Annotated in this window: 21 protein-coding genes and 1 pseudogene; 15 read left to right on the top strand and 7 right to left on the bottom strand. The window is 68.4% G+C overall.

Features of this window, described 5'->3' with window-relative positions; genetic code table 11:
• Nucleotides 1–28: 28 nt before the first annotated feature.
• The 5 genes from OG787_RS18635 (at nt 29) to OG787_RS18615 (ending at nt 7006) form a co-directional block, all read left to right on the top strand.
• Nucleotides 29–4633 carry a DUF6531 domain-containing protein gene (locus tag OG787_RS18635; protein ID WP_405535783.1) on the top strand — a complete coding sequence of 1535 codons (4605 nt, stop codon included), beginning with the start codon at nt 29–31 and terminating at the stop codon, nt 4631–4633.
• Between the two features lie 60 nt (nt 4634–4693).
• On the top strand, nt 4694–5245 hold the full coding sequence (locus OG787_RS18630; RefSeq protein ID WP_405535782.1) for a hypothetical protein: 552 nt from the start codon (nt 4694–4696) through the stop codon (nt 5243–5245).
• Between the two features lie 39 nt (nt 5246–5284).
• Complete coding sequence (locus OG787_RS18625) at nt 5285–5734, top strand: hypothetical protein (protein ID WP_405535781.1); 450 nt, start codon at nt 5285–5287, stop codon at nt 5732–5734.
• Nucleotides 5710–6384 (top strand): hypothetical protein, encoded by a 675-nt coding sequence (locus OG787_RS18620; protein ID WP_369033600.1) that lies wholly within the window; start codon nt 5710–5712, stop codon nt 6382–6384. Before OG787_RS18625 ends, OG787_RS18620 begins: the two co-directional genes overlap by 25 nt.
• A 415-nt stretch (nt 6385–6799) precedes the next feature.
• Complete coding sequence (locus OG787_RS18615) at nt 6800–7006, top strand: hypothetical protein (RefSeq protein ID WP_405535780.1); 207 nt, start codon at nt 6800–6802, stop codon at nt 7004–7006.
• Between the two features lie 138 nt (nt 7007–7144).
• On the opposite strand, the gene OG787_RS18610 is transcribed toward OG787_RS18615, so the two are convergent.
• A complete protein-coding gene (locus tag OG787_RS18610; RefSeq protein ID WP_369033599.1) occupies nt 7145–7348 on the bottom strand; it encodes a DUF397 domain-containing protein in 204 nt (67 codons plus the stop codon).
• Nucleotides 7349–7356: 8 nt separating this feature from the next.
• On the bottom strand, nt 7357–8208 hold the full coding sequence (locus OG787_RS18605; RefSeq protein ID WP_369033598.1) for a helix-turn-helix domain-containing protein: 852 nt from the start codon (nt 8206–8208) through the stop codon (nt 7357–7359).
• 190 nt (nt 8209–8398) lie between these two features.
• Between OG787_RS18605 and OG787_RS18600 the strand changes: the two genes are divergently transcribed.
• Together OG787_RS18600 and OG787_RS18595 are read left to right on the top strand one after the other, a co-directional pair.
• The gene (locus OG787_RS18600; RefSeq protein WP_369033597.1) at nt 8399–8812 is read left to right on the top strand and encodes an ATP-binding protein; all 414 of its coding nucleotides are present in this window, start codon (nt 8399–8401) and stop codon (nt 8810–8812) included.
• Nucleotides 8813–8852: 40 nt separating this feature from the next.
• A complete protein-coding gene (locus OG787_RS18595; protein WP_405535779.1) occupies nt 8853–9743 on the top strand; it encodes a hypothetical protein in 891 nt (296 codons plus the stop codon).
• 6 nt (nt 9744–9749) lie between these two features.
• Here OG787_RS18595 and OG787_RS18590 read toward each other — a convergent pair whose 3' ends face one another.
• Nucleotides 9750–10838, bottom strand: a complete 1089-nt coding sequence (locus OG787_RS18590; protein ID WP_405535778.1) for a hypothetical protein — start codon at nt 10836–10838, stop codon at nt 9750–9752.
• Entirely contained in the window at nt 10838–11494 is a 657-nt protein-coding gene (locus OG787_RS18585) for a hypothetical protein (RefSeq protein ID WP_405535777.1), read from the bottom strand. Before OG787_RS18585 ends, OG787_RS18590 begins: the two co-directional genes overlap by 1 nt.
• Nucleotides 11495–11788: 294 nt before the next feature.
• Between OG787_RS18585 and OG787_RS18580 the strand changes: the two genes are divergently transcribed.
• The 4 genes from OG787_RS18580 (at nt 11789) to OG787_RS18565 (ending at nt 17385) form a co-directional block, all read left to right on the top strand.
• Entirely contained in the window at nt 11789–14845 is a 3057-nt protein-coding gene (locus tag OG787_RS18580) for a BTAD domain-containing putative transcriptional regulator (RefSeq protein ID WP_405535776.1), read from the top strand.
• Nucleotides 14842–15645 (top strand): prepilin peptidase, encoded by an 804-nt coding sequence (locus OG787_RS18575; RefSeq protein ID WP_405535775.1) that lies wholly within the window; start codon nt 14842–14844, stop codon nt 15643–15645. Before OG787_RS18580 ends, OG787_RS18575 begins: the two co-directional genes overlap by 4 nt.
• Nucleotides 15646–15713: 68 nt before the next feature.
• Nucleotides 15714–16928 carry a cyclic dehypoxanthinyl futalosine synthase gene (gene mqnC, locus OG787_RS18570; RefSeq protein ID WP_405535774.1) on the top strand — a complete coding sequence of 405 codons (1215 nt, stop codon included), beginning with the start codon at nt 15714–15716 and terminating at the stop codon, nt 16926–16928.
• A 7-nt stretch (nt 16929–16935) separates the two neighbouring features.
• Nucleotides 16936–17385 carry an imidazolonepropionase-like domain-containing protein gene (locus OG787_RS18565; RefSeq protein ID WP_369033590.1) on the top strand — a complete coding sequence of 150 codons (450 nt, stop codon included), beginning with the start codon at nt 16936–16938 and terminating at the stop codon, nt 17383–17385.
• Nucleotides 17386–17461: 76 nt separating this feature from the next.
• Here OG787_RS18565 and OG787_RS18560 read toward each other — a convergent pair whose 3' ends face one another.
• Nucleotides 17462–18523, bottom strand: coding sequence for a chitinase (locus tag OG787_RS18560; RefSeq protein WP_369033589.1), 1062 nt, complete (start codon nt 18521–18523; stop codon nt 17462–17464).
• Nucleotides 18524–18953: 430 nt separating this feature from the next.
• Here OG787_RS18560 and OG787_RS18555 point away from each other — a divergent pair, with 430 nt between their 5' ends.
• From OG787_RS18555 to OG787_RS18540, 4 genes are all read left to right on the top strand, one after another.
• Entirely contained in the window at nt 18954–19316 is a 363-nt protein-coding gene (locus OG787_RS18555) for a hypothetical protein (protein WP_405535773.1), read from the top strand.
• 18 nt (nt 19317–19334) lie between these two features.
• A complete protein-coding gene (locus OG787_RS18550; RefSeq protein ID WP_405535772.1) occupies nt 19335–21803 on the top strand; it encodes a bifunctional polysaccharide deacetylase/glycosyltransferase family 2 protein in 2469 nt (822 codons plus the stop codon).
• The gene (locus tag OG787_RS18545) at nt 21803–23116 is read left to right on the top strand and encodes an acyltransferase (RefSeq protein ID WP_405535771.1); all 1314 of its coding nucleotides are present in this window, start codon (nt 21803–21805) and stop codon (nt 23114–23116) included. The genes OG787_RS18550 and OG787_RS18545 overlap by 1 nt, the downstream gene beginning before the upstream one ends.
• 68 nt (nt 23117–23184) lie before the next feature.
• Entirely contained in the window at nt 23185–23880 is a 696-nt protein-coding gene (locus OG787_RS18540) for a demethylmenaquinone methyltransferase (protein WP_369033585.1), read from the top strand.
• A 36-nt stretch (nt 23881–23916) separates the two neighbouring features.
• Here the strand turns inward: OG787_RS18540 and OG787_RS18535 are convergent.
• Nucleotides 23917–24258: pseudogene (locus tag OG787_RS18535) on the bottom strand (PASTA domain-containing protein); the annotation flags it as partial.
• A 128-nt stretch (nt 24259–24386) separates the two neighbouring features.
• Entirely contained in the window at nt 24387–24893 is a 507-nt protein-coding gene (locus tag OG787_RS18530) for a GNAT family N-acetyltransferase (protein WP_369033584.1), read from the bottom strand.
• Nucleotides 24894–24911 lie beyond the last annotated feature (18 nt).

Raw genomic sequence — 24911 nt, 5'->3', positions numbered from 1 at the left:
GCGTATGTGACGTGACGGGGGTTGCGGGATGGCAGGACATCGGCCGGCGGATTGGCATGTCCTGGACCTGGACAAGGACCCCACGCCCGGTGACCCGCACCGGGTGCGTCAACTGGCCCGTACGTTGCACGACTTCGCAGATGATGTCGCGGACGCGTTGCGGTTGATCAGGGGGATGGCGTCGGAGAACGAGACGCTGGAGTGGGCGGGCAAGACCGCTGAGGTGTTCCAGGACGAGTTCGCGGATGTGCCGAAGAATCTGAAGAAGCTGAAGCGGTCGTACGACCTGTGCGGTGACGCGTTGGTGGATTACTGGCCGAAGCTGGAGCGGGCGCAGGCGTTGGCGGACAAGGCGCTGGCGAAGGGGCGGGAGGCGCAGGCGGACCTGTCGTCGGCCAAGTCCCGTCTGTCGTCGGCGGATTCCTGGGTCACGCGGGCCACGAAGGAGTCGGACAAGTACAAGGACGATCCCACCGGCAGCAAGGCGACCGAACCGCCGGACGAGGCGAAGGTCCGGGCCGCCACCCGCGATGCCCAGCACGCCAAGTCCGCCCAGAGCACGGCCCAGTCGGACGTCGACGGCGCCCAGTCGGCCCTGGATGCGGCGAAGAAGATGGCCGAGGACGCGCGCAAGATGCGCGAGGACGCGGCGGGCGAGGCGAAGCGGAGGATCGACGAGGCCTCGGACGCCGGTATCCAGAACCGGAGTTGGTGGGAGGAGGTCGGCGACTGGTTCACCGACAACTGGGACAGCATCGTCGCGGTGTGCAAGATCGTTGTCGCTGTGGTCGGGGTCGTGGCGATGATTATCGGGGGGCCGATTCTCGGCGCGATCGTGCTGATCGCGGCGCTGGTGGTGCTCGCGGACACGCTCTACAAGTATTCCAAGGGACAGGCGTCTCTGTGGGATGTGGGATTTGCCGCGCTGGACTGCATACCGGGGATGAAGGGGCTGACGACCCTCGGCGGCCTCGCCAAGGGCCTCAAAGGCGGGATGGCCGCCCTGAAGGGTGTCAAGGGCGGCCTGAAGGGCATGGCCGCAGGCCTGCGAGGCCTGAAGTCTGCCAGGGGCCTGCTCGCCACCGGGGGCAAGGGAGCCTTCAACCGGTTGAAGAGCGTGATCAGGGTGAAGGGCAGTGACCCGGTGGACATGGCCACCGGCGCGATGTTCCTGCCGCTGACGGACATCACTCTGCCCGGCGTGCTGCCGTTGTCCTTCAGCCGCCGTGTCGCTTCGGACTACCGCTGCGGATGGTGGTTCGGCCCCGGCTGGGCTTCCACGATCGACCAGCGTCTTGAGACCGACGACGACGGGATCGTGTTCGTCACCGAGGACGGGATGCTCCTCGAATATCCGCATCCTGAGGTTTCGGGGCTTCCGGTGCGGCCAATGGGCGGCCCCGAATGGCTCCTGACCGGTACCGCCGATGGCGGCTATCGCATCGACGACCCGCTGACCGGTCACGCCCGCCACTTCACCCACCCCGACGACGGCATCGCCCTGCTCACTCACATTGTCGACCGAAACCAGAACACGATCACATTCGACTACGACGAGGACGGCACCCCCCTCGCCATCCGCCACTCCGGTGGCTACCACCTCAAGCTCAGCACCGACGCCGGACACGTCACAGCCCTGAGTCTCGTCGACGCCGCCGAAGACGGTACGGACATCGTCGTCAAGCGCTACGGCTATACCGGCGGCAACCTGACCGAGACAGTCAACTCGTCAGGCCTGCCACTTGAGTTCACCTACGACGAGCGCCTGCGCGTCACTTCCTGGACCGATACCAACCGCAGCCGCTATGCCTATGCCTACGACGAACGCGACCGTTGTGTCGCCGAGGGCGGTGAGGCCGGTCACATCGCCATCACCCTCGACTACGACGGCACCGACCCGGCCTGGCCCGGTGCGACGATCACCACCCTCACAACGGCCGAAGGCGCCGTAACCCGCTTCGTCGTCAACGACAACAGCCAGGTCATCGCCGAGATCGACCCCCTCGGGAACGTGACTCGGACGGTCTTCGACGACCGCCACCGCGAGGTGTCCGTCACGGATGCCCTCGGCCGCTCCATCAACTACACCCGCAACGAACTGGGCCAGCCGCTCACCATCACCTACCCGGACGCGGCGACGGCGCGCTTCACCTACGACGACAGCCACACAAGACCGACGGAAGTCGTCCATGCCGACGGAAGCGCGTGGCGACGGGAGTACGACGAGCGGGGCAACTGCATCGCGGTCGCCGGGCCCGGCGGTGCCACCGTGCGGTACACCCACGATGACTTCGGACGTCTGACCTCGGTCACCGATCCCTTGGGCAACGAGACCCGGATCGAGGCCAACGGCGCTGGGCTGACCACGACGCTGACGGATCCTCACGGCACGCACGAGTGGCGTCGGTACGACGCTTTCGGCCGGGTCCGCGCCGTCGGAGACTCGACAGGCAGTGAGGCGCACCTGTGGTGGACGGTCGAGGGGAAGGTCGCTCGATGGCTCGGCCCGGACGGCGTCGCGGAATCCTGGGAGTACGACGGCGAGGGCAACTGTGTCCGGCACACGGACGCGTGCGGTGGGGTCAGCTCGTACGAGTACACGCATTTCGACCTGCTCGCGGCCCGGACTGGCCCGGACGGGGCACGCTACACGTACGAACACGATGCCTCTCTGCGCCTGACGAAGGTCACGAACCCTTCGGGGCTGACGTGGACATACGCCTACGACCAGGCCGGGCGCATTGTGTCCGAGTCCGATTTCGACGGTCGTACCGTGCGCTACGAACACGACGCAACGGGCCAGGTCGTGGGCAGGGTGAACGCTCTGGGGCAGAGGATCGCCTACGAGCGTGACGTACTCGGACAGGTGGTGGCGAAGCACACCGGCGGTGCCGTCACTCGCTATGAGCACGACGCCATGGGACGCCTGCTCAACGCTGTGGGACCGGACTCCACGATCCGGCTGGACCGGGACCGCTGGGGCAGGATCGTCGCGGAGTGTGCTGACGACCGTCGCCTGCTCTTCGCGTACGACGACCTCGGCCGTCGGACCCGGCGCGTCACTCCGACCGGTGCGGTGTCGGAGTACGCCTACGACACCCATGGGCGCCGTTCCGCGCTGACCATGGCCGACCACACCGTGCGCTTCGGGTACGACATCGCCGGGCGCGAGAGCCGCCGTGAGGTGGACGCGTCACTCACCGTGCACAGCCGGTGGGACGCGTCCGGTTCTCTGGTCGAGCAGACCGCGGACACGCCGCGGGGAACGATTCAGAGTCGTCGGTACACCCATAGGCCCGACGGCCATGTCACCGCTGTCGACGACCTGCTGAACGGACCACGCCGCATCGACCTGGACCCGGTGGGCCGCGTCACCGCGGTCAATGCCGTGAACTGGTCCGAGACCTACGCCTATGACGCGGCGGGCAACCAGACGGGCGCCGCTTGGCCGGACAGCCATCCCAGTGCGGAAGCGAGGGGCCCACGAACGTACGTGGGTACTCGTGTGACCCGGGCCGGAGGCGTGCGCTACGAGTACGACGCTGCGGGACGCATGGTGGAACGCCGTAGGATTCGCCTTTCGCGCAAGCCCGAGACCTGGCGCTACACGTGGGACGCCGAGGACCGGCTGACCGCCGTGGTCACGCCCGACGGGGTCGTCTGGCGCTATCTGTACGACGTCTTCGGACGCCGGGTCGCGAAACGGCGGATGGCAGTCGATGGTACGTCCGTCCTGGAGGAGACGCGTTTCACCTGGGACGGTGACACTCTCGTCGAGCAGACGACCACCAGCGACGGGCTTCCGCACCAGGTCACTGTCACCTGGGACCATGACGGGCTGCACCCCGTCACCCAGACCGAACGGCTGGCGGACGCGGCGACTCAAGAAGAAGTCGATTCCCGGTTCTTCGCCATCATCACCGACATTGTCGGTACGCCGACGGAACTGGTGGACGAGCAGGGCGATGTCGCTTGGAGGTCCCGCTCGACGCTGTGGGGCAGCACGTCCTGGCCGAAGCAGAGCACTGCGCACACGCCTCTCCGCTTTCCCGGCCAGTACCACGATTCCGAAACCGGACTGCACTACAACCAGCACCGTTACTACGACCCCGACAGCGGCCGCTATGTCTCACCCGACCCCCTCGGGCTGAGCGCGGCGCCTCATCCCACGGCTTATGTGCCCAACCCCTGGGCGGGCACAGACCCCTTGGGGCTGGCGCCCTACGAGGCGTTCTATCGGGTCATGTCGGAGAAGGAGTTCTCCCGGCTCGGCCCCAAGGGCGAGATCACCCCCCGGGGCGAGAACTTTGTGACGCAGGAAGCCGACTACGTCACCGGTATCGCGGAGCGATTCACCAGAAGAGGTGGAAGGAACGCACAGAAGTACACACACCTCGTGCGATACGAGATGGAACCGGGCACCAGGGACGCGCTCATCGCCGCCGGTCGGGGCTCCGGCGACAACATCGCGGCCATCCGTGAATCGTTCGGCATCCACCTGGACGAGATTGGAGAGAGCACGCAGTTCGTTCATGTGAAGCTTGAGCGCGGCGGGTTGAACTTCGGCCTTCGCGAAGGATCGGCCGATGTGTTCAACGCGAACATTCTGAGAATGACGCACGAGTTGCTGTAGTCCGGCGAGCCGGGTGCAACGATATGGAACAAGGGGACAAGACGAATGTCAGGTGACGAGTTGGCCGACGACGCGCTGATGGAACGCGCGGACGGCATTGTCGCCGGCCGTGGGTACGTGGGCCGGGAAAGAGCCGCTGAAGTGGCGGTGGCGGTGCCCGAGGCGCGCACCCGCATTCTCGTCTGGCTACGTAACCTGTCCGATGGCGGAGACTGGCGGAGGTTCGAACGGCTCGCGGGAGTGGCGGTGCACCTGCATCCGGACGGGCTTGCCCCGATCATGGCGTCGGTGCTCGCCTCAGGCGTACCGGGTGTGAACGTGGAGGACCTGGTCGACATGCTCGGTGAACTGCGGGCCCCCGAGGCGGTGGAGGCGATCATTTCTCTCGTACAGGGGCGAAAGGACGTCGACGGGCCCCTGTACGCGCTGTGCGTCAAAGGAATTCAGTCGCTCGGAGAGATCGGCACCCCTGAGGCGAATCGGTTCCTGAAGGACATCGCCACGAGCGAGCCGAGCGCATGGCCTGCCCCGCTGAGGTGGCATGCGGCGGAGGAACTGGGTATTGAGGACGAACTCGGGTTCGACGAGGACGAGATGCTCGGCGGGATGTAGGCAGCGCGTTTCGGAGGGTCGGCGGTTATGGAGGGAATTATGAGCAGAACCTTCAAGTACCGTTTCCAGAGCCCTCTCGGTGGTCTGGCCGCCGACCTGACAGCGGAGTACGCCCTTCCGGGCACCGGCGATGAATTCTTCCTGCGGGTCGACCAACACGTGAGCCTGTCGCTGCCCCAGGGTGTCAGTTGGAGGGATGCGGCTTGGCTCTCCTTCGGTCTGGCGGCGCATGCACCCGATCTGGCCCTCCGGAACCCTCAAGGAATACGCGTCCGAGTCACTGCTCTTGAGTTCCCGGTCGCTCATTTCCGGTCGGAGGTCGCGGCGTTGGCCATGGACGGGTGGATCCGGCAGGAATTCTCCCTGCCCGATCACGGGCTACGAGCTGTCTTTGACGTCGAAGGGGGAAGCTACGGGTTCCATTGGGGAGAACAGCCCGAGCCGTTCTCGGACGATCTCCTGAAGTGGATTTCGAGAGGGCATGGCTGAACGGTATGGGCGAGCAGATCGACCCCGTTTCGGAAGTACGGCTCGCGCGAGCGGTGTTCGGGCCGCTCGGGGGAGTGGTGGAAGTCGGCGCGGTGAACGCCACAGGCACCTGGGCACTCGCCGATGTCTCGGTGGGCGTTTTCCTGGATCGCAGACAGAGCGACGTGGAGCGCCTGCTCGACGGCATCCGGTCGGTCTGCCGATTCGGCGACGCGGCCATGGCGATCGTCGATGAGCTGGGCCGGTTCCGCGACCATGAGGTGCCCGCCGCGTTCCTGCTCCTGTGGTCCGCAGGGGTCACGGGAGTTCCGCAACCTCTCGAAAAGCTCGAAGAACCGCCCGTGGTACGACGGATGTGCCGGATGGCAGCCGACCTGCAACTGACGTACTTCCTACAGGCCTTGATCACGGCCGCCCTCGCGACCGGAACGGACCCCCGGCAGGGAGCGCCGAAAGTAGCCGAACTCCTCAGAACCGCAGCGGACTTGGCGGACGGGACGGGCGGCAGTGCTCCGCTGGACATCTTCAGGATGTGGCGAGTCGCCCATCTGCCGGGCATCCTCCGTCCCGGGTCGGACGCACCGGAGAGCGGAAAGGCGGGCTTCCGGGCGTACGACGAACTGCTGGAGGAACTGCTGGAGGAACTCTGAGGGGCACCGCCTGAGATCCTCTCAAAGAGCGTGCCATTGTGCTCCAGGCCTCGCCGCAGCCGTCCCGTCCGGTCCCGTCCGAAGGAGAAATTTCGTGGAAGTCACAGAAAACTCGACCGACTTCGCTGCGGACTCGTCCGTCACTGAGTCGAACTTGACGGGGAGATGCTCGACTATTTCCGTGAGATCGCCGAGGAGATGGTCAGCCGGTTCGGAATCTCCCGAGCCGAATCCGTAGCCAGGATCAACTCGACGTACGAGGGTGCCCGGAGCGGGCCGCGCGCCACGGGACGGGCAGTTGCCGTACGGCGCACCCGGCGAGGATATCTCCGCATGGGAAGTGAGGCCGGCTCCTTCTGCGGACTCGCATGTTTGGACGATCAAGGTGTGAGCTCCAGCAGTTGAGACAGACCTGGTGGCCTACCTGGATGTGGGCCACGTCCTCATCGACGTCATGGAAGCGGGCCACGACGCAATCACCGGCAGGGCGCACCGCCACTCCCTGGGCTGCTCCTCACTGGTCACCGACGGCACCTGGCTCTGGCGCCTGGACTTCCCGCACTACGTGGAGACACCCACGTCCTGCTCCCCGAGGCGTTCATCGCGCACGTGCGAGGCGTGAACCATCGGATGCCGGCCCTTGTCACCGCGCAGTTCGCTCCCCGCTGCAACGCAACCCTGCCCTTGGTCGGATGGGCTTCGGCTGGCCCATGGCACGAGCGGTGACCGGCAGTGGCGGCGGCCCTGAGCCGACGTGAGGTCAGACGGCCGTGTGTGCGGTGTCGGCCTTCAGCGTCTCGACGAACGCGGTGAAGGTTCCGGTGGGAAAGGAGAGCGTGCCGCGCGCCGGTTCCTTGGAGTCGCGTACGGCGACTCGGGCACGCAGGTTCGCTATCTCCACGCACGCGTTGCCCTCACCGCCGCCGGAGAAGGTGGACTTCCGCCAGTGCAGGGCCTGGGTCATACGACGCCTCACAGTTCCTTTGACAAGCGGTGGACGAAGTCCCGGGACGCGGTGGGGTCCAGCGTCGCCTCCTCCACCCTACGGAACAGCGTTCGAAGGTGGCTCAGTTGAGGTTCCGGGTCGATGAAGGCGGTCCCGGTCGGGCCGTCCCGGATTCCGGTGTCCAGCCGGGGCACGGGGCCGCAGACGTACAGCATCGACGCGTCGGCGCCGCCGAAGCCGTCCTGGTCGGTGGGGATGACGCGTACGGTGATGTGCTCCTGCTCGATCCGGTCCAGGATCTGCCGGAGTTGAGCGCGAGTGACCTGGCGATCGGCCACGCGGATCCGTAGAGCGAACTCGTGGACGATCGTCTCGTACGTGGTGGGGGCGTCGCCCTCGATGACCGTATGCCGCCTCATACGGAAATCCACTCGGGGCGTCAGTTCGCTCTCGGGCAGCTCCGGGCGCATGTATCCGAAGACGGCGCGCGCGTAGTCCGGAGTCTGGAGGAGTCCGGGAACGTGGGTGACCACGACCTCGCGCAGGAAGGTCGCGTGGTGCTCCGCCTCGGCCACGTCCAGGTTCACCGGGGGCAGAACTCCCCGGAAATCCTCCCACCAGCCGCGTGTGCGATCGGTCGCCATCGCCGCCAGTGCCTCCGTCAACGCCTCGTCCGTGCAGGCGTAGTTCGCAGCGAGGCGGCGGATGCGTTCAGCACTGACGCCGACGACTCCGGACTCGATCTGGCTCATCTGGACCGAGTCGGCTCCGAGTAGCGCTGCGGCCTCGCGGGCCTTCATGCCTGTCGCCTCGCGCAGTCTGCGCAGTTCGGTGCCCAGCCGCACTCGGCGGGCCGTGAGATGCCTCTTCGGCGGCACCGCTTCCTCCTCGTTCCAACTGTCCTGCTGGTATGCCCCGTTCGGGGGTCAGAGTACGGCAACGGGTTGCAAATTCCTAAAGTTAGGAAATACCGTCAGTGCTGCGACGCACACGCTACGGAATCACCGGATCCCGGAAGCGCGCTGCTCCGCCCTGCCAACTCCCCTCCCCACCAACGGAGTTCAACGCATGCCCGAAACCGACTGGGAGTACGTCCTCCACATCCCCCACGACCTCCGTGCCGTCACCGTCTGCCGCCGTACCGTCCGCCTCGTCCTCACGATGCACGGCCTGATCCGACTCACCGACGTCGCCGAACTCCTCGCGACCGAGCTGGTCAGCAACGCCGTACGGCATACGAAAGGGCCCGTCGCCCTGCGCCTGCGCATGCGCGACGGCTTCCTGAGGGTCGGAGCGTGGGACGCCGACCCCGAGCCGCCCAACCCGCCACCTCCGGCAGGGGAGCTGACGCAGCTCACGCACCTGGAGGAGGGACGGGGCCTGGCCCTGGTCAGTTCCTGCGCTGACCTGTGGGGCTGGCAGCCGCTGAGCAGGAGCGGCATCAGGGGCAAGTACGTGTGGGGTGACCTCGTCGCGGCCTAGCTCGTTGACCGGACCGAACGGAAGATGGAAAGGAGAGCGGATGGTCGGCTCGTCGCATGAAGGCCTGCACCGGATCTGCCAGAAGGACCCGGCGGGTTTCACACGCACCCTTCAACGTGTGCTGCACATTCCGATCCCCGAGCCGCGTGACTTCGCGGTGCTGAACGCGGATCTGACCGAGATCGAGCCGATCGAGCGACGCGTGGACACGTTGCTGAGAGCGGAGACGGACGAGGGTACGTACCTCTTGGTCGTCGAGTCACAGGGGGAGCAGGACAAGGAGAAACGGAGCAGCTGGGCGTACTACCTCAGCTACCTGTACGCGAAGTACCGCTGGGAGCCGGTGCTGATCGTCCTGACCCAGAGCAGGGCCACGGCCCGCTGGGCGGCACAGCCGATCCGGCTGGGCCTGCCCGGCTGGCACTCGCTCACCGTACGGCCGCTCGTGCTGAGCCCGGAGAACGTGCCGCTCGTCGTCGACCAGGCCCAGGCCGAGCGGGATGTGTTCCTCGCCGCGTTCTCCGCGATGACGCATGGCAAGGGCCCGGGTGCCGCTGCCATACTGAAACCGCTGGCGGCAGCGCTGGAGACCACCGACCCCGAAGGCGCGGGGATGCTCGCGCAGTTTGTCGAGTCATGTCTGGGCGATGCCCAGGCCAAGCAGATCTGGAAGGAACTGATGATGCCGGTCAACTACTTCTTCCGGCACGAGGTCGCTGAGAAGGTTCGGGAAGAGGGGCGAGAAGAGGGCGTCGAGAAGGAACGCGCGTCGATGGTCCTCCGGATTCTCGACTGGCGCGGCATCGCGATTCCGGATTCCGTGAAGGACCGAGTGGAGGCCTGTTCCGACCTCGGCCAGCTGGAAATCTGGGCCCGGCGGGCCGTCAACGCGACCAACGCCGAGGACCTGTTCGCCGGCGACACGGGCTGATCCGCCTCATCGGTTGACCGACTGGATCTCCTGAACAGCGATGTCCTGCGTCGTCTCGAACGTCCCGTTCGGGAGGCTGTCCCCGGTGCCGTCGCTGCCCTGCCAGGTGATCTCCCAGGTCACGGAGGCCTTCAGTTGGTAGGGGGTGCCGTCGGTCGCGCGGAGGTAGGTGATCCCGCACGGCGGGGGATCGGACGCCCTGCTCGCCTCGTACGGCGTACCGATCGAGCCGTCCTCGTTGATCGTGCAGTCGCCCGAGGCCGGGAAGGTCGTGGCGTCGGTCGTGCCAGGGTCCAGGTGGAGGGCGACCGGCTTGGCCGTCGTCTCCGCCCACAGGCCCGTGTTGGGGAGTTCGGCGCGGACCTTGACCTCCTGGAAGGTGCCCTTGTCGAGCCAGACCCAGGTAGGCAGGTTCACCGTTGATCTGGCTTCCGGCTTCAACTGCACCTCGGTCTCGGGGACCTCGATCTTGTCGTAGGCGTACTCGGCCAGGGTCCTGGGAGTGGGGGCGTGGGCGATCTTGGGGATCACCCCGGCCGGCTCCCAGAACATCATGCGGTTGCAGTCCCAGGAGAAGGGGTCGGTGGTGTCCGTCGCGACACCGCGCCAGAAGTAGCCCTTCTCGCCCAGGTTGTAGTCGTCGAAGCCCTTGACGGTTCCCGCGGTTCCGTCGGTCGTGTCGTAGTAGTTGAACGTGGACTTGCCGTCCCGGAAGAAGTCCGTCCACAGCTTCGACCCGTACCACCCGATGTGGGTGCTGACATCGCCTGCACCCACCGTCTCCGAGAAGGTCTTGAGCTGCTCGGGCGTGAAGCCCGGCTCGTACCAGCACGGTGGTGGTGTCCACGTGGTGTCCACCGAGGAGAGGGCACCGCGCTTGCCGCCGGTCGGGCCGCTGACCTGGGTGACCTCGATGCTGGAGTGACTGGCGGACGCGTACAGCTCCTTGCCGTTGGCGCCGCCGGTGGCGGGAGGGGTGGGAGGCGGGGGTGTAGTGCTGCCCGGAGTACCGTCGGCCCGTGCTGCTCCGCCGCTCCACAGGAGGAGGGTGGCGGCCAGAGCCGATGCCAGGTGCCGGGACCGGGCGGACGGCATCACGCCCCGCAATCCTTGACCTCACCCTTGACCTCGATGGCCATGGCCTTCCAGGCCTGGGAAGACCCGGACGGCGGGTTCATGAGCAGGGTGAACTTCTGGTAGCTGCTCGGGCTCTCCTCCGTGTAGAGGATTTTCCCGGTCTTGATCTCCTTGCTGTAGAACTTCGCCTGGTTTCTACAGAAGGTGACGACGACGTTCTTGTTGCTCAACGTGGTGGTTTCCGCGTTGGAGTACCGATCGGTGCCGGTGACGGTCCAACTGCCCTTCACCCACGCCTTGATCTGAGACTTGGCGTACTCCGCGGCAGGTCCGTCCGAGTAGTACTTGTACGCCGGATCCTCGGGGTCTTGCGCAGCGATGCCGTGGTCCAGCGCGCGGATGTAGTTCTCCGCGTCGGCCAGAGCCGCCGCGGACCGTGCGTCCGACGGCTTGGCGAAGTCGAATACGAGATCCAGGTCGTCCGGCACACTCACGTCCGGCGCCCCCGCAGCCACCGCCCCCGAAGCAGAAGCCGACGCCGAAGCACTCCCCGCCCCCGACTCCGCCCCCTTGATGTCGTCCGGCGACGAGTCACCTCCACCGCACCCGCTGACCAGAAGAGCCGCTGTCGCGGTGAACGTAGCTACGGTGACGGACAGGGCGCGGCGGGCCACGGTTGATCTCCCCCGGGGTTGGCTTGTGTACGGCAGAGAACGAAGCTATCAGGGGTGCGTAGAGGGCATTTGCGTGCCGCCAGGGGATTGTGTGGGGACCGTGAGGAGTGTGTCGTGGCGGTTGCGAACGGTACGTATGCCGGGTGCCGTCCGGACCCGGCGCCCACCCCCGCCCTGGACCTCGGCCCGGACTTCGCCCCACCGCCCCCCACGCCCGAAATAAGATCCCGATAGGCTCAGCACACCCCCGCGCCCCTCTCCCACCCCACACGACTCAAACCCAGGACACCCGCCATGCCGCGACGCAGCACTTCAAGCCGGACGGGAAATCCGACGGGCAGCCCGACGGGAGGCTCGTCGGGAACCGGGACTCCCCGGAACCGGACTCCGCAGCCTCTGCCCCGCCGGCGGCGGAGTTTCGGTGACTTCGTCAAGGCGTTTCTCGCGTTCGTCGCCCTCGTCGTTCTGCTCGTCGGGGTGCCCTACGCGCTCGCCGTGACCATCGGCTGGCCCTTCCCGGACGGCACGCCGTCCCTGGACTGGCTACAGGAAGAGATCACGGTCAACACCTTCCTCGGTGTGCTCGGGGTCATCGTGTGGATCGCCTGGGCGCAGTTCACCGCGTGCGTCCTCGTCGAGATCAAGGCCGCGCTGTCCGGCGTCGGCATGCCGGGCCGGGTACCTGGGGCCGGGCCCAGCCAGCTGCTCGCGCGGCAGCTCGTCGCCGCGCTGCTGCTGGTCGGAGCCACCGCCGCGTCGCTCACGCCCGGGCTCTCGCAGCTCGGGAACAGTTACGGCGACAACCAGCGGGGCACCGTCGCCTCCGCCCAGGCCACGCCGGGCGGTTCACTCAGCGGGATCTTCGCGCAGCAGCAGGAGCAGGCGGCCGACACCGCCGCCGCGATCGGCCGGCAGGCCGCCGACGCCGCCGGCCACGCAGAGGTCGGGGGCCCGTCGGTCAAGGCCGAGAACACGAAGTACTACCGGATCCAGCCCCCCGAGGGCCGGCACCACGACTCCCTCTGGGAGATAGCCGAACGGCACCTCGGCGACGGACGCCGGTACGGCGAGATCTACCAGCTCAACAAGGACCGTGTGCAGCCCGACGGTTCACGCCTCTCCGAGGCCAGCCTCATCCGGCCCGGCTGGATCATGCAGATGCCCGGCGACGCCCGCGGCGGCGACCTCGTGGACATGTCCAGCACTGCCACCGCCCCTGACGCCGGCCCCGCCGTCTCCGCACAGGTCCAGCAGCAGATCAACACCTACGCCCAGGCCGGCGGCGACCACGCCCAAGGCACGGGCGGCAGCACCGCCTCCCTCGACACCAACACCACCCGCATCAGCATCCCCAAGCAGCAGAGCCCCGCCGAGACCTCCGCCGCAACCCCCGCCGTACACCACGAGCAGCACGCGGCCGCCGCCACCGAAACCGCCTCCGAGTCCGCCTCCGACGCCGGTTTCTCCTTCGGCCTCCCCGAAGCCCTCCTCGGCGCCCCCCTCCTCGCCGCCGGTCTCCTCGGCGCCCTCGGCCGCCGGCGCCGCCAGGCCCTGTGGCAGTCGGCGCTCGGTGCGGTCGGCGGGCGGCGCGGCATGGAGCCGCCCACGCCGACCGGTGCCGCCGCCGACGCCCAGGACGCCCTCCTCATCGGCGCCGACCCCGAAGGCGTACGCCTGCTCGACCGCTCCCTGCGCGGCCTCGCCGCCTCGCTCGCCGGCGAGTCCCGCCCCCTCCCCACCGTCTACGCCGCCTGGCTCAGCAACGGTGACCTGCACCTCCAGCTCGCGCAGCCCGCCGGGAAGCCGCCCGCCCCCTGGCAGCTCGGCCAGGACCAGACCTTCTGGCTGCTGTCCCGGACCGACGCCGAGCGGTACGAGGATGTCGACACCGCCGCTCCCTACCCGGGGCTCGTCAGCCTCGGGACCATGGACGACTCGCGCCTGCTGCTCAACCTGGAGTCGGTGCCCGGCATCGTCTCGCTCAGCGGCAGCGAGTCCGACCGGGCCGCCGTATTCGCCTCCGTGGCAGCCGAGTTGGCCACCAACGGGTGGTCCGACCGCATGACCATCACCCTCGTCGGCTTCGGCGAGGACCTCACCCCCCTCGCCCCCAACCGGCTGCGCCACCTCGACGACATCGAGGCCCTGGTGGAGACCATGGAGGCCGAGACCAGGCAGCGGCGCGGTGCGCTGGGCGCGGCCGGCCACGACTCCGTACTCACCGGACGCACCGGCCCTGCCCAGCACACCCGTTGGGCCCCGCACCTCGTCCTCCTCGCCGCCTCACCCTCCGCCGACGACGCCGTCAAGCTCGCCGAACTCGCCGCCGACGCAAGCCGGTTGGGCATCGGATACCTCGTCGGCACCGACAGTGGTGATCTGCCCGGCGCCGCCTGGGAGATGGAGATCACCGGCGAGGGCAAGCTCCTCGCGCCGCTCCTCGGGCTCGAACTCGACGCCCAGACCCTCCCCGTCGCCCAACAGCGGGCGATCGTCGAGCTGTTCGTCGACGCCGACCCCGAGCGCACCCCCGAAGGACCGGCGGCCACGCCCCCGTTCCTCGTCGACATCAGCGAGCAGGGACGGCCGGCGGTGTACGCGCGGCTCGTGGGCCCGTACGAGATCATCGGCCTCGACACCCCCGACGGGGAGCGCAGCCCGCTCCAACACGAGGCGCTCGCCCTGCTGTTGCTGCACCGCGAGGGCGTGCACCCGCGCGTGCTCGCCTCCGCGCTCTGGCCGCGCGGTGTCACCGACGACGTACGCGAGGCGCTCCTCGAACGGCTCCGCGTCTGGCTCGGCACCGACCCCGACGGCACCCCCCGTCTCGCCACCGACGCCAACGGGCGGCTCACGCTCGCCCAGTCGGTCGTCTCCGACCTCGACGTACTGCGCTCCCTCTACCACGAGGCCACGCAGGGCAGGGGCGCCGACAGCCGGGTGGTACGGGGCCGGCTGCTCACCGACGCGCTCGCGCTGGTGCGCGGACCGCTGCTCGCCGACCGTCCCGAGGGCCGCTACGGCTGGCTCACGCACGAGATCATCGACGCCCAACTCCCGCTCCTGGTCGCCGACATCGGGCTCGCGCTCTCCGAGTTCCACCTGGTGAAGAACCGCGCCGAACGGGCCATCGAGGCGCTGAACGCCGCCCTCAACTCCGCCCCCGGCGACGAGCGCCTGTGGCACGAACTCCTGCGCGCCACCCACACCACCGGCGACACGGACAAGCTCCAGCAGCTCGCCGCCGACCTGATCCACCGCAGCGGCGCCCGCGGCCTGCCGCCGCGCACCGAGGCCCTGCTCGACGAGCTGCTGCCGACGTGGCGCGACGGCTCATCGGCCGTGGGATGAGCATCGATATCGACCAGCTGATCGTCGTGGTCGCCGCGCTGTGGGGCGCGGCGGCCGGGACCCTCGTACCCCGCGCCGCCTACCGGTTCTCGGTCCCGCCCGAGGAGTCCTGGCGGGACACCTGTCCGCAAGGGCACACGCTCGGCGGTTGGGTCGGCTGGGCGCGGTGCGCGACCTGCGCCGGACGCGAGCCCGCCCCGGACGCCGGGCACGTGACAGCGAGCGCGGCAGGAACCTCGTACGACAAGAGCGCCTCGTACGGTCCCAGCACCCCCCTCCTCGCCCTCGCCACCGCGCTCGTCTGTGCCGCGCTCGCAGCTGCGACCGGTACGCGGCCCGAGCTGGGGGCCTGGCTGCTGCTCGCGCCCGTCGGGGTGCTGCTCGCGGTCGTGGACTTCCGGGTGCAGCGGCTGCCCGACCCGCTGACCCTCCCGCTGGCCGCCGCCGCCCTCGTCCTGCTGGGCGTGGCCGCGCTGCTGCCCGAGCATGCCGGGGACTGGCTCACCTCCCTCCTGGGCGCCCTGGTGCTCGGGGGCGCCTACTTCGTGCTCTTCCTCATCAGCCCCAACGGCATGGGCTTCGGCGATGTGAAGCTCGCCCTGGGGCTGGGGGCCGTCCTGGGCTGGTACGGCTGGGGGAGTGTCGTGCTCGGCACCTTCGCCGGATTCCTCTTCGGCGGGCTGTACGGGCTCGCGCTCGTCGTCGCACGGAAGGCGGGCCGCCGTACGTCGATCCCATTCGGCCCGTTCCTGATCGCGGGGGCGTTCGTCGGGCTCCTGATCGGGGCGTACGCGGCCTGACGTGAGGCCCGGCAGGTCACTGACGTAGGCTGGAACGGTCCGCCCCACCCCTGCCGAAGGGACGCCCGGTGACCGAGAACGCCGACCTTGTGCCGTTTGATGTCACAGCTGTCCTGGATCGTGCCGCAGCGGGCGAACGGATCACCCCGGAGGAGGCGCTCGTCCTCTACCGCGACGCCCCGCTGCACGCGCTCGGCTCGGCCGCCGACGCCGTACGCCGCCGTCGGTACGCGGGTACGGAGCACATCGCGACGTACATCATCGAGCGCAACATCAACTACACGAACGTCTGCGTCACGGCGTGCAAGTTCTGCGCCTTCTACGCCGCCCCCAAGGACAAGGCCAAGGGCTGGACCCGCGACCTCGACGACATCCTGCGCCGCTGCGCGGAGACCGTCGAACTCGGCGGTACGCAGATCATGTTCCAGGGCGGCCACCACCCGGACTACGGCGTCGAGTACTACGAGAAGCACTTCGCCGCGATCAAGGCCGAGTACCCGCAGCTCGTCATCCACAGCCTGGGGGCGAGCGAGGTCGAACACATGGCCAGGATCTCCAAGGTGTCGGTCGAGGAGGCGATCACCCGCATCCACGCGGCCGGTCTCGACTCCTTCGCCGGCGCCGGCGCGGAACTCCTCCCCGCGCGCCCTCGCAAGGCCATCGCGCCCCTCAAGGAGTCCGGCGAGCGCTGGCTGGAGATCATGGAGACCGCGCACGGGCTGGGCGTCGAATCGACGTCCACCATGCTCATGGGCACCGGCGAGACCAACGCCGAGCGCATCGAGCACCTGCGGATGATCCGTGACGTACAGGACCGGACGGGCGGCTTCCGCGCCTTCATCCCGTACACCTACCAGCCCGAGAACAACCACCTCAAGGGCCGTACGCAGGCCACGATCTTCGAGTACCTGCGCATGATCGCCATCGCGCGCCTCTTCATGGACAACGTCGCCCACATCCAGGGCTCGTGGCTCACCACGGGCAAGGAGGCGGGCCAACTCTCCCTGCACTACGGCGCGGACGACCTCGGCTCGATCATGCTGGAGGAGAACGTCGTCTCCAGCGCCGGCGCCAAGCACCGCTCCAACCGTATGGAGATCATCGACCTGATCCGCAAGGCGGGCCGCGTCCCCGCCCAGCGGACCACGACGTACGAGCACATCGTCGTCCACGACGACCCGGCGAACGACCCGGTCGACGAGCGCGTCATGTCCCACATCTCGTCCACCGCGATCGAGGGCGGCACGGCCCACCCCGAGCTGAAGCTCCTCGCCAGCAACTGACGTCCCTGTGCTGACGATTCACACCGCCGACGAGGTGCGCCTCAACTGGGCTGCGGAGTACCTGAAGAACGCCGCCGTCGCGGTCGACGGCAACCGTGTCACCGCCGTGGGCCCTCTTACCGAGCTGACGGAGCGTTTCCCGGGGGCGAGGGTGCGCCAATGGCCGGGAGGAGTCCTGGGCCCGGCCCTCGTCCACGAGGGCCCACTCCCCACCGCCCCGACGCCACGAGAGCGCGTGCACGCCGTACTGAAGGCGGGCGCCGTGGCGGTCCTGGAGGAGTACGTCACTTCCCCCGACCTCCGCTCAGCCGCCGCGCGCAACGAGTTGGTCGTACTCCGGCACACGCGAACCCCGGAAATCGTGGAGGGCGAACGAGCGGACCTGGCGGTGTTCGACGGGGGCGGGGTGTGCATAGCAACGGTATGCACTGGACGCCTTGTACACAGACGTCGGTGATCTTTTAGGGGCGCGGGGAACTGCGCGACAAGCCCCCACGCACCCGCACCCGACAAACAACCCCTCCTAACCCTTCTCACCCCGAAAAAGCCACCCCAAACGCCCCCGCATCCTGAGAAACCCCACTGCAATCGGTCGCCGCATCATCAGACGCCGAATTCCCGTCCTCACACTCCTGATCCCGAAATGTCGACCACATAGACACCCACGCAACCCCCTTCTCCTCCGCGAACGCCCGCACCTCCGCCGCATCCGCCAGCGAAAACGTCTCGTTGTCGACATCGTTCACCCCGATCATCGACGTCAACGCCATCCCCTTCCACGCCCCTTCGTCCGACAGCCCGAAGACGTCGGCGAGCTGATCATGCGTGGCCGTCGCGGACGTGATCGCGTACTGCCCCATGTCGTCGGTGTACTCGCTCCCGTAGTTCATCGTCATGATGTTGACGGTCGACACCTGCACGGAGTTGTTGTTGGCCGAGTCGAGCAGGGCCACGCTGTCGTCGTCGAGGCCGCTCGGCATGACGGGGAGGGTGAAGGAGACGCTGACGTCGCTGCGCTCCTTCTGGAGCAGGGCGATCGCCTTCGAGCGCAGCTCGACCGAGTCGGAGTCGGTGAGCGCGTCCCCCTCGACGTCGAAGTCGGCCTGGGTCGAACCGGCCGCGTCCAGGGCCGCGCCATAGGCCTTGGCCAGCGCGGACGCACTGTCGCATACCTCGGCCAGCTCCTTGCCGGAGGCGCCGCCGAAGGAGACGCGGACCGAGCTGCCGCTCGCCGTGAGTGCGGCTATGCGGGACTTGACGGCCGAGTCGCCGATGGCCGTCGTACCGTTCCACTTCGGCGTACAGGTCGTACCGTCCGAGATCACGAACGCGAGGTTGTACGACGTCGGCGAGCCCGCGCTGTCGTTGTCGTTCGCCTCGGTGGCGCTGACGTACGGGGCGAACCCGGTCGTCGAGGCGGTGCTCTCGGAGGACGAGGCGCTCGGCGAGGCCTGCTCGGAAGCGGTCTCGGAGGGGGCCTCGGACGCGGCGTCGGAGCCGCCGTCCGCATCGCTGTCCGAGCCCGAAGAGCACCCGGCACAGGTCAGCGCCACCAGACATGTGAATCCGGCGGCCGGCCTCAGGAAACGCCTCATGGCGCATGCACCCGCTTTCGTGATTTCCGTCTCAGGATGGAAACGTCCCAGGATGGAAACAAAGTGTGTTTCCGAAGTGGACCCGGAGTGGAAAGGTCTCACACGAGGCTGTCCTTCATGAGGGCGATGAACACACAGCGGGCTCATGGGCAGCGCGCCTCGAAGGCCGCGAATGGGGCAAGCAAGCCGGACAATCGACTCCTTTCCATAGGGGGCGGGTTGCGCAGGCTTCCGGGGAAACTCTCAGAGGATGCACAGGTTAAGGAGTTTCTCATGGGCGTCTCACATGAGAACCAGAGTTTCAGTCACATAAACGCCTCCTAATGTCCGGGGAATGCATTCCGAGCCTGCCATCGAAAACCGTGCCGCCAGTCGCGGCGGCCGTCGCCGTAAGAGCGGCAACGGGTCCGACGGGTCCGCAGAAGGCCCCGTGTTCGTTGACAACTCCGGCCGCCGGGCGAAGCTGCTCCGCCGGTTCGGCACCTTCGTCGGTGTCGTCTGCCTTGGGTATGCCGTCGTCCTCGGCATGGCCTTCATGGGCTGGGGCACGTCGCTCACCCCGTCCTCGCTGCTGCCCTTCGGGGGCGGCGGCCCGGGCGGCAGCCAGGGACCGGGCGGCAACCAGCAGCCGCAGGGCGGCTTCGGAGCGGCCCCGACGGGCGCTCCCACCGGCGCCGCCACCCCGCCCGCCAGGCCCTCCGGCACTCCGCCGGCGGGCGTTGCCACGGGCGAGCCGCCCGCTTCGGCACCGACCGCGACCGCCACCGCGTCCGCCTCCGCGGACGCCAACTGACCGGAACGCAGCCACCACATGACTACGACGACCACCTCGCGCGGCCGTAGGCGCGCCCCCTCGAAGGTGCAGCGGGCCGCCGGCAAGGCCGCGGCGCTGCAGAAACCGCGAGTCATCCTCGCCATGCTGCTCCTGCTCGCGCTGACCAGCGTGATGCTGCTCGACGGCTATCTGCGCGCGGAGGTCGGCGGCGACCAGCGCGTACGCACCGGCGCCAGTTCGAGCGACGTCCCCGACAAGGTCATCGACGGCGGGCCGATCCTCAGCTTCCGCAACGGACAGGCCGTGAGCCAGTCCGTGCCGGACAAGACCATCGCGCTCACCTTCGACGACGGCCCGAACCCCACCTGGACGCCCCAGATCCTGGAGATCCTGGAGGAGTACGACGTCCCCGCCACGTTCTTCGTGGTCGGCTCGATGGTCTCGCGCTACCCGAGCATCGTGAAGACGATGGTCGAGGACGGCAACGAGATCGGCATCCACACCTTCACGCACGTCGACCTCTCCTACCAGAGCGACGCCCGCGTCAACCGTGAGATGCAGCAGACGCAGCTCGCCCTGGCGGGCGCGGCCGGCATCACGACGACGCTGTTCCGGGCGCCGTACTCGTCGGAGGCGGACGCCATCGACAACTACAGCTGGCCCGTCTACAAGAAGCTCGGCGAGGAGGGCTACACCAGCGTCTTCGTCGACACCGACAGCGACGACTGGAAGCGCCCCGGCGTCTCGAAGATCATCAAGTGGGCCACGCCGGAGGACGGCGCGGGCGCCTCGGTGCTCTTCCACGACGCCGGCGGTGAGCGCTCGCAGACGATCAAGGCGCTGCCGACGTACATCAAGAAGATGAAGGCGGCGGGCTACTCCTTCACCACCATCAGCGGCGCGATCCAGGAGGAGCAGTCGAGCGCGCAGCAGGCGGCCACCGGCACGGTCGCGGGCTCGGCCGCCAGTGCCAGCCCCAGCGCGAGCGCCACCGCGGGCACGGACACCGCCACGAGTGCTCCCAGCACCGCCGAGGGCCAGCCCGGCGGCGCGCCCGCTGGCCAGCAGGGCAACGGGCAGCAGCAGGGCAACGGCCAGCTCGGCACGGGTCAGCAGGGCTACGGCCAGCAGGGCAACGGTCAGCAGGGCGGCGGCCCGGGAGGCGCGGGGACCGTGAACCTCCTCCAGGCCGCCCACCGCACCGCCACCGGCGCGACCCTCTACGAGGGCAAGGCCCTCATCGCGGCCGTCGCCGTCGCCGAATGGGCGGTACCGGGCCTCGCGACCGGACTGGCGGTGGTCGGGTTCGCCGTCATGGGCCGGTTCGGGATGATGCTGATCCTCGCCCGCCGCCACTACCGGCAACGCAACCGGAAACGCGGCAAGGGCGGGAAGTTCAGCTGGGGACCGACGGTCACCAGGCCGGTGACCGTGATCGTGCCCGCGTACAACGAGAAGGAGTGCATCGCCAACACCCTCGAGTCACTGGCGAAGAGCACCCACCCGATCGAGATCATCGTCGTCGACGACGGCTCGGACGACAACACGTCCCAGATCGCCCGCGACGCGGCCATCTCCTTCGGCATGACGAACGTACGGGTCATCCGCCAGGAGAACGCGGGCAAGCCGGCCGCCCTCAACAACGGTGTCCGCAGCGCCAGTTACGACATCGTCGTGATGATGGACGGCGACACCGTCTTCGAGCCGGACGCCGTGCACCAGCTCGTCCAGCCCTTCGCGGACCCCGAGGTCGGCGCGGTCGCGGGCAACGCCAAGGTCGGCAACCGCAACACGATCATCGGCGCCTGGCAGCACATCGAGTACGTGATGGGCTTCAACCTCGACCGCCGTATGTACGACCTGCTGCGCTGCATGCCCACCATCCCGGGCGCGATCGGCGCGTTCCGCCGCGACGCGGTCCTGGAGGTCGGCGGCATGAGCGAGGACACGCTCGCCGAGGACACCGACATCACCATCGCGATGCACCGCGCGGGCTGGCGGGTCGTCTACCAGGAGCACGCCAGGGCGTGGACGGAGGCGCCCGCCTCGCTGAAGCAGCTGTGGAGCCAGCGCTACCGCTGGTCGTACGGCACGATGCAGGCCCTCTGGAAGCACCGCAAGTCCCTTACGGACAAGGGTCCTTCGGGCCGCTTCGGCCGCGTGGGCATGCCCCTGGTGGTCATCTTCCAGATCATCACGCCGATCTTCGCCCCGCTGATCGACGTGTTCACCGCCTACTCGATGATCTTCATCGACTTCCAGGCGGCCCTGCTGGCCTGGCTGGCGGTCCTCGGCATCCAACTCGTCTGCGCGGCCTACGCGTTCCGCTTGGACCGCGAGAAGTACCGGTACCTGCTGATGATGCCGCTCCAGCAACTGGCGTACCGCCAGATGATGTACCTGGTTCTGATCCACTCGTCCATCACCGCCCTCACCGGCGGCCGCCTGCGCTGGCAGAAACTGAAGCGCACGGGCGAGGTAGGCACCCCGGCGGGGGCGAACTGATGAGCTGGGGGACGGATCAGCAGGGCTACGGCCAGAACCACGCCTACGGCGACAACAACCATGGCTACGAGTACGGGCAACAGCCGTACCCGCAGGAGCCGTACCCCCAGCAGTACGTCGACTACGGCCAGGACTACTACGGCCAATTCGGTTACGGGCAGCAGGAGTACGTGACGCCCGATGCCGACGACACCAAGGAGACGGAACTTCCGGAGCCAGAACTACCGGAGACGGCCCTTCCCGAGCCCGAGCCGGAAATCCCGCCGAAGGCGAGCAAACCGGCGGGCCGCGACCGCTACTTCGACACCCTCCGCGCCGTCGCCCTCGTCCGCGTCGTCACCTACCACACCTTCGGCTGGGCCTGGGCGGGCATGGTGTTCCCCTCCATGGGGATCATGTTCGCCCTGGCCGGCACCCTGATGGCCAAGTCCCTGGAACGCCCCGCCCTCAAGGTGATCAGGAGCCGGATCCGCCGGCTCCTGCCCCCCTTCTGGTTCTGGGGCTTCTTCGTGGTCGTCGCGATGATGGTCCACGACTGGATGCCGGGCTGGCAGATCGTCTTCTGGGTCGTGCCGCTGGGCGATCCGCCGGGCAACGCCTGGGGCCAGCAGGCCTGGGAGATCCTCTGGTACCTGCGCACGTACCTCTGGTTCGTCCTGCTGTCCCCGGTGCTGCTGCGGGCGTTCCGGCTGGCCCCGGTGGCCGTCCTGCTCCTCTCGCTGGCCCCGATCGTGGTGTTCCACAACTTCTGGGAGCCCCCGGACAACCGCTTCGGCAGCGCCCTCACCGACCTGGCCACCTTCCTCTTCTGCTGGATGCTCGGCTTCGCACACCGCGAGGGCGTCCTACAGCGGCTCAAGCCGGCGCTGGTGGTCCTCCTCTCGCTCGCCGCCGTCGGCTTCGGCGGCTGGTACGCCTTCACCCACCAGGCCGAGACGGGCTCCTACGACCTCGACGACATCCCGCTCGCGCAGGCGTTCTGGTCGGCGGGCTTCGTGACGCTGCTGATGTACGCGAAGGCCCACTTCGAGATCGACTTCGCGTGGCTCACCCGCTTCAAGCGGCTCGACCGGATCGTGACGATCTTCAACGCGCGCGCCGTCACCCTCTACCTCTGGCACGAGATCGCGCTGGTCCTGGCCGTCCCGCTGATCGACCAGTTCTGGAACATCCCGGCCTTCGAGATGTACCTGCCGCTGGAGAGCCAGTGGTTCATGTTCGGCGTCGGCTGGATCCTGATCGCCGTGTTCATCCTGCTCTGCGGCTGGGTGGAGGACGTGGCGGGCAAGAAGAAACCGAGACTGCTGCCGTAGGCCCGCGTATGCCTCCCCGCGCCCGTGCCGCCGGGAGGCCGCGAGGTACGTACTGCCACAATGGGCACGTGACCCGCGCATCCCTGAACAAGCAGCCGCACGAAGTCGCCTCGATGTTCGACGACGTGGCGGAACGGTACGACCTCACGAACGACGTGCTGTCGCTCGGCCAGGACCGCGTGTGGCGCAAGGAGGTCGCGAAGGCGGTCGACGCCCGCCCCGCGCAGAAGATCCTCGACCTGGCCGCCGGCACGGCCACGTCCTCCCTGCCCTTCGCCCGCACGGGCGCGTACGTCGTCCCCTGCGACTTCTCCCTCGGGATGCTCAGGGTCGGCAAGCGCAACCACCCCTGGCTGCCCTTCACGGCCGGGGACGCCACCAGGCTGCCCTTCAAGGACGACACCTTCGACGCGGTGACGATCTCCTTCGGGCTGCGCAACGTCCAGGACACCGACGCGGCGCTGCGCGAGCTGTACCGGGTCACGCGCCCCGGCGGACGGGTCGTGATCTGCGAGTTCTCACACCCGACCTGGACGCCCTTCCGCACGGTGTACACCGAGTACCTCATGCGCGCCCTGCCCCCGGTCGCCCGCGCGGTCTCCTCGAACCCCGACGCGTACGTCTACCTCGCCGAGTCCATCCGAGCCTGGCCCGACCAGCCCGCACTGGCCGAACTGCTGCGAGGCGCGGGCTGGTCCAAGGTCGCCTGGCGCAACCTGACGGGCGGCGTCGTGGCCCTGCACCGGGGCTTCAAGCAGGCCTGACCCCCACCTCCCCGCATGGGGTCCGACACGGGACCCGATCGCCTCGAACGCTTCCCCGGGCCGGTCGTGCTCGCGCTTCAGCCCACCCCTGGGCGGCTTCGGCACGCGCGGCTCACGCACCCCCGCGCCCCCGCCGCCCTCCCCGTCCCCGAAGTCGAACCACACGGTGACGACGGCACCGCGCGGAATCTCGACGCCGGGCGGCGGGTACTGCCGTACGACGTAGTCGACGACGGCGAGATGGAACTCGGGCCGGTCGGGCGCGGCGAGCAGCACCCCGTGTGCTCTGGCCCTCTCACGCGCGTCCATGGCCATCAGGCCGACGAGCCTCGGCACGCGCGCCTCGGGCGTGTTGGGTGTTGAGTGCACAGACGTCACCCCCAGCGGTACCGGCAGAGTAACCCCGGCCGAGCACCGCCCGGAAGCGCTAAGTATTTTTCTGCGCCAAATAACTACTGTGCGTCACGGATCTGGATCTCCATCAGGGATCAATCGGTCGAAGTCGGTCAGAGGTCAAGTCGATAGCAGTGCCCCTCCTGCTTCGACACCGGCGTCCTGAAGACCTCGACGAGCCGCATCCCCAGCCGCCGGGTGACCGCGATGGACCGCTCGTTGCGGGCGTTGACCATCGCGACCACGCTGGGCACGCCCGCCGCACGCACCCGCTCCAGGGTCAACTCGGCCGCCGCGGTGGCGTACCCCTGGCCCCAGTGGGCCCGCCCGAGCCGCCAGCCGATCTCGATCTCCCCCTTGGGCCCCCAGTCCTGCGGCCACGGCTGGGCGCCCGTGAAGCCGATGACCTGGTCCGACTCGTCGAGCATGGTCCAGAAACAGAAGCCGTACTCGGCGTCGTGCCGACGCTGGCGCGCGGTGAGTTCCTCGTAGGCGGACACTTCGGCCGACCTGCCCCCGTGGAACTCCATGACATCGGGGTCGTCGAAGACCCGGTGCCACGCGAAGGCGTCCTCGTCGGTGGGAACACGCAGGCGTACTACGGGGAGCGCTCGGTTCACGGGGCAGCCCTTCAGCCG

Origin of the sequence: Streptomyces sp. NBC_00075 (assembly GCF_045041225.1) — a bacterium.
In the GTDB taxonomy this organism is placed as follows: domain Bacteria; phylum Actinomycetota; class Actinomycetes; order Streptomycetales; family Streptomycetaceae; genus Streptomyces; species Streptomyces adonidis.
This window is presented reverse-complemented; position numbering and strand designations above follow the sequence as displayed.

What these genes read in the sequence shown, in the direction of transcription:
- OG787_RS18635 (WP_405535783.1), top strand. Translation starts at nt 29, where the DNA reads ATGGCAGGACATCGGCCGGCGGATTGGCATGTCCTGGACCTGGACAAG.
- OG787_RS18625 (WP_405535781.1), top strand. Translation starts at nt 5,285, where the DNA reads ATGAGCAGAACCTTCAAGTACCGTTTCCAGAGCCCTCTCGGTGGTCTG.
- OG787_RS18610 (WP_369033599.1), bottom strand. Translation starts at nt 7,348, where the DNA reads ATGACCCAGGCCCTGCACTGGCGGAAGTCCACCTTCTCCGGCGGCGGT.
- OG787_RS18600 (WP_369033597.1), top strand. Translation starts at nt 8,399, where the DNA reads ATGCCCGAAACCGACTGGGAGTACGTCCTCCACATCCCCCACGACCTC.
- OG787_RS18595 (WP_405535779.1), top strand. Translation starts at nt 8,853, where the DNA reads ATGGTCGGCTCGTCGCATGAAGGCCTGCACCGGATCTGCCAGAAGGAC.
- OG787_RS18590 (WP_405535778.1), bottom strand. Translation starts at nt 10,838, where the DNA reads ATGCCGTCCGCCCGGTCCCGGCACCTGGCATCGGCTCTGGCCGCCACC.
- OG787_RS18580 (WP_405535776.1), top strand. Translation starts at nt 11,789, where the DNA reads ATGCCGCGACGCAGCACTTCAAGCCGGACGGGAAATCCGACGGGCAGC.
- OG787_RS18575 (WP_405535775.1), top strand. Translation starts at nt 14,842, where the DNA reads ATGAGCATCGATATCGACCAGCTGATCGTCGTGGTCGCCGCGCTGTGG.
- OG787_RS18560 (WP_369033589.1), bottom strand. Translation starts at nt 18,523, where the DNA reads ATGAGGCGTTTCCTGAGGCCGGCCGCCGGATTCACATGTCTGGTGGCG.
- OG787_RS18550 (WP_405535772.1), top strand. Translation starts at nt 19,335, where the DNA reads ATGACTACGACGACCACCTCGCGCGGCCGTAGGCGCGCCCCCTCGAAG.
- OG787_RS18545 (WP_405535771.1), top strand. Translation starts at nt 21,803, where the DNA reads ATGAGCTGGGGGACGGATCAGCAGGGCTACGGCCAGAACCACGCCTAC.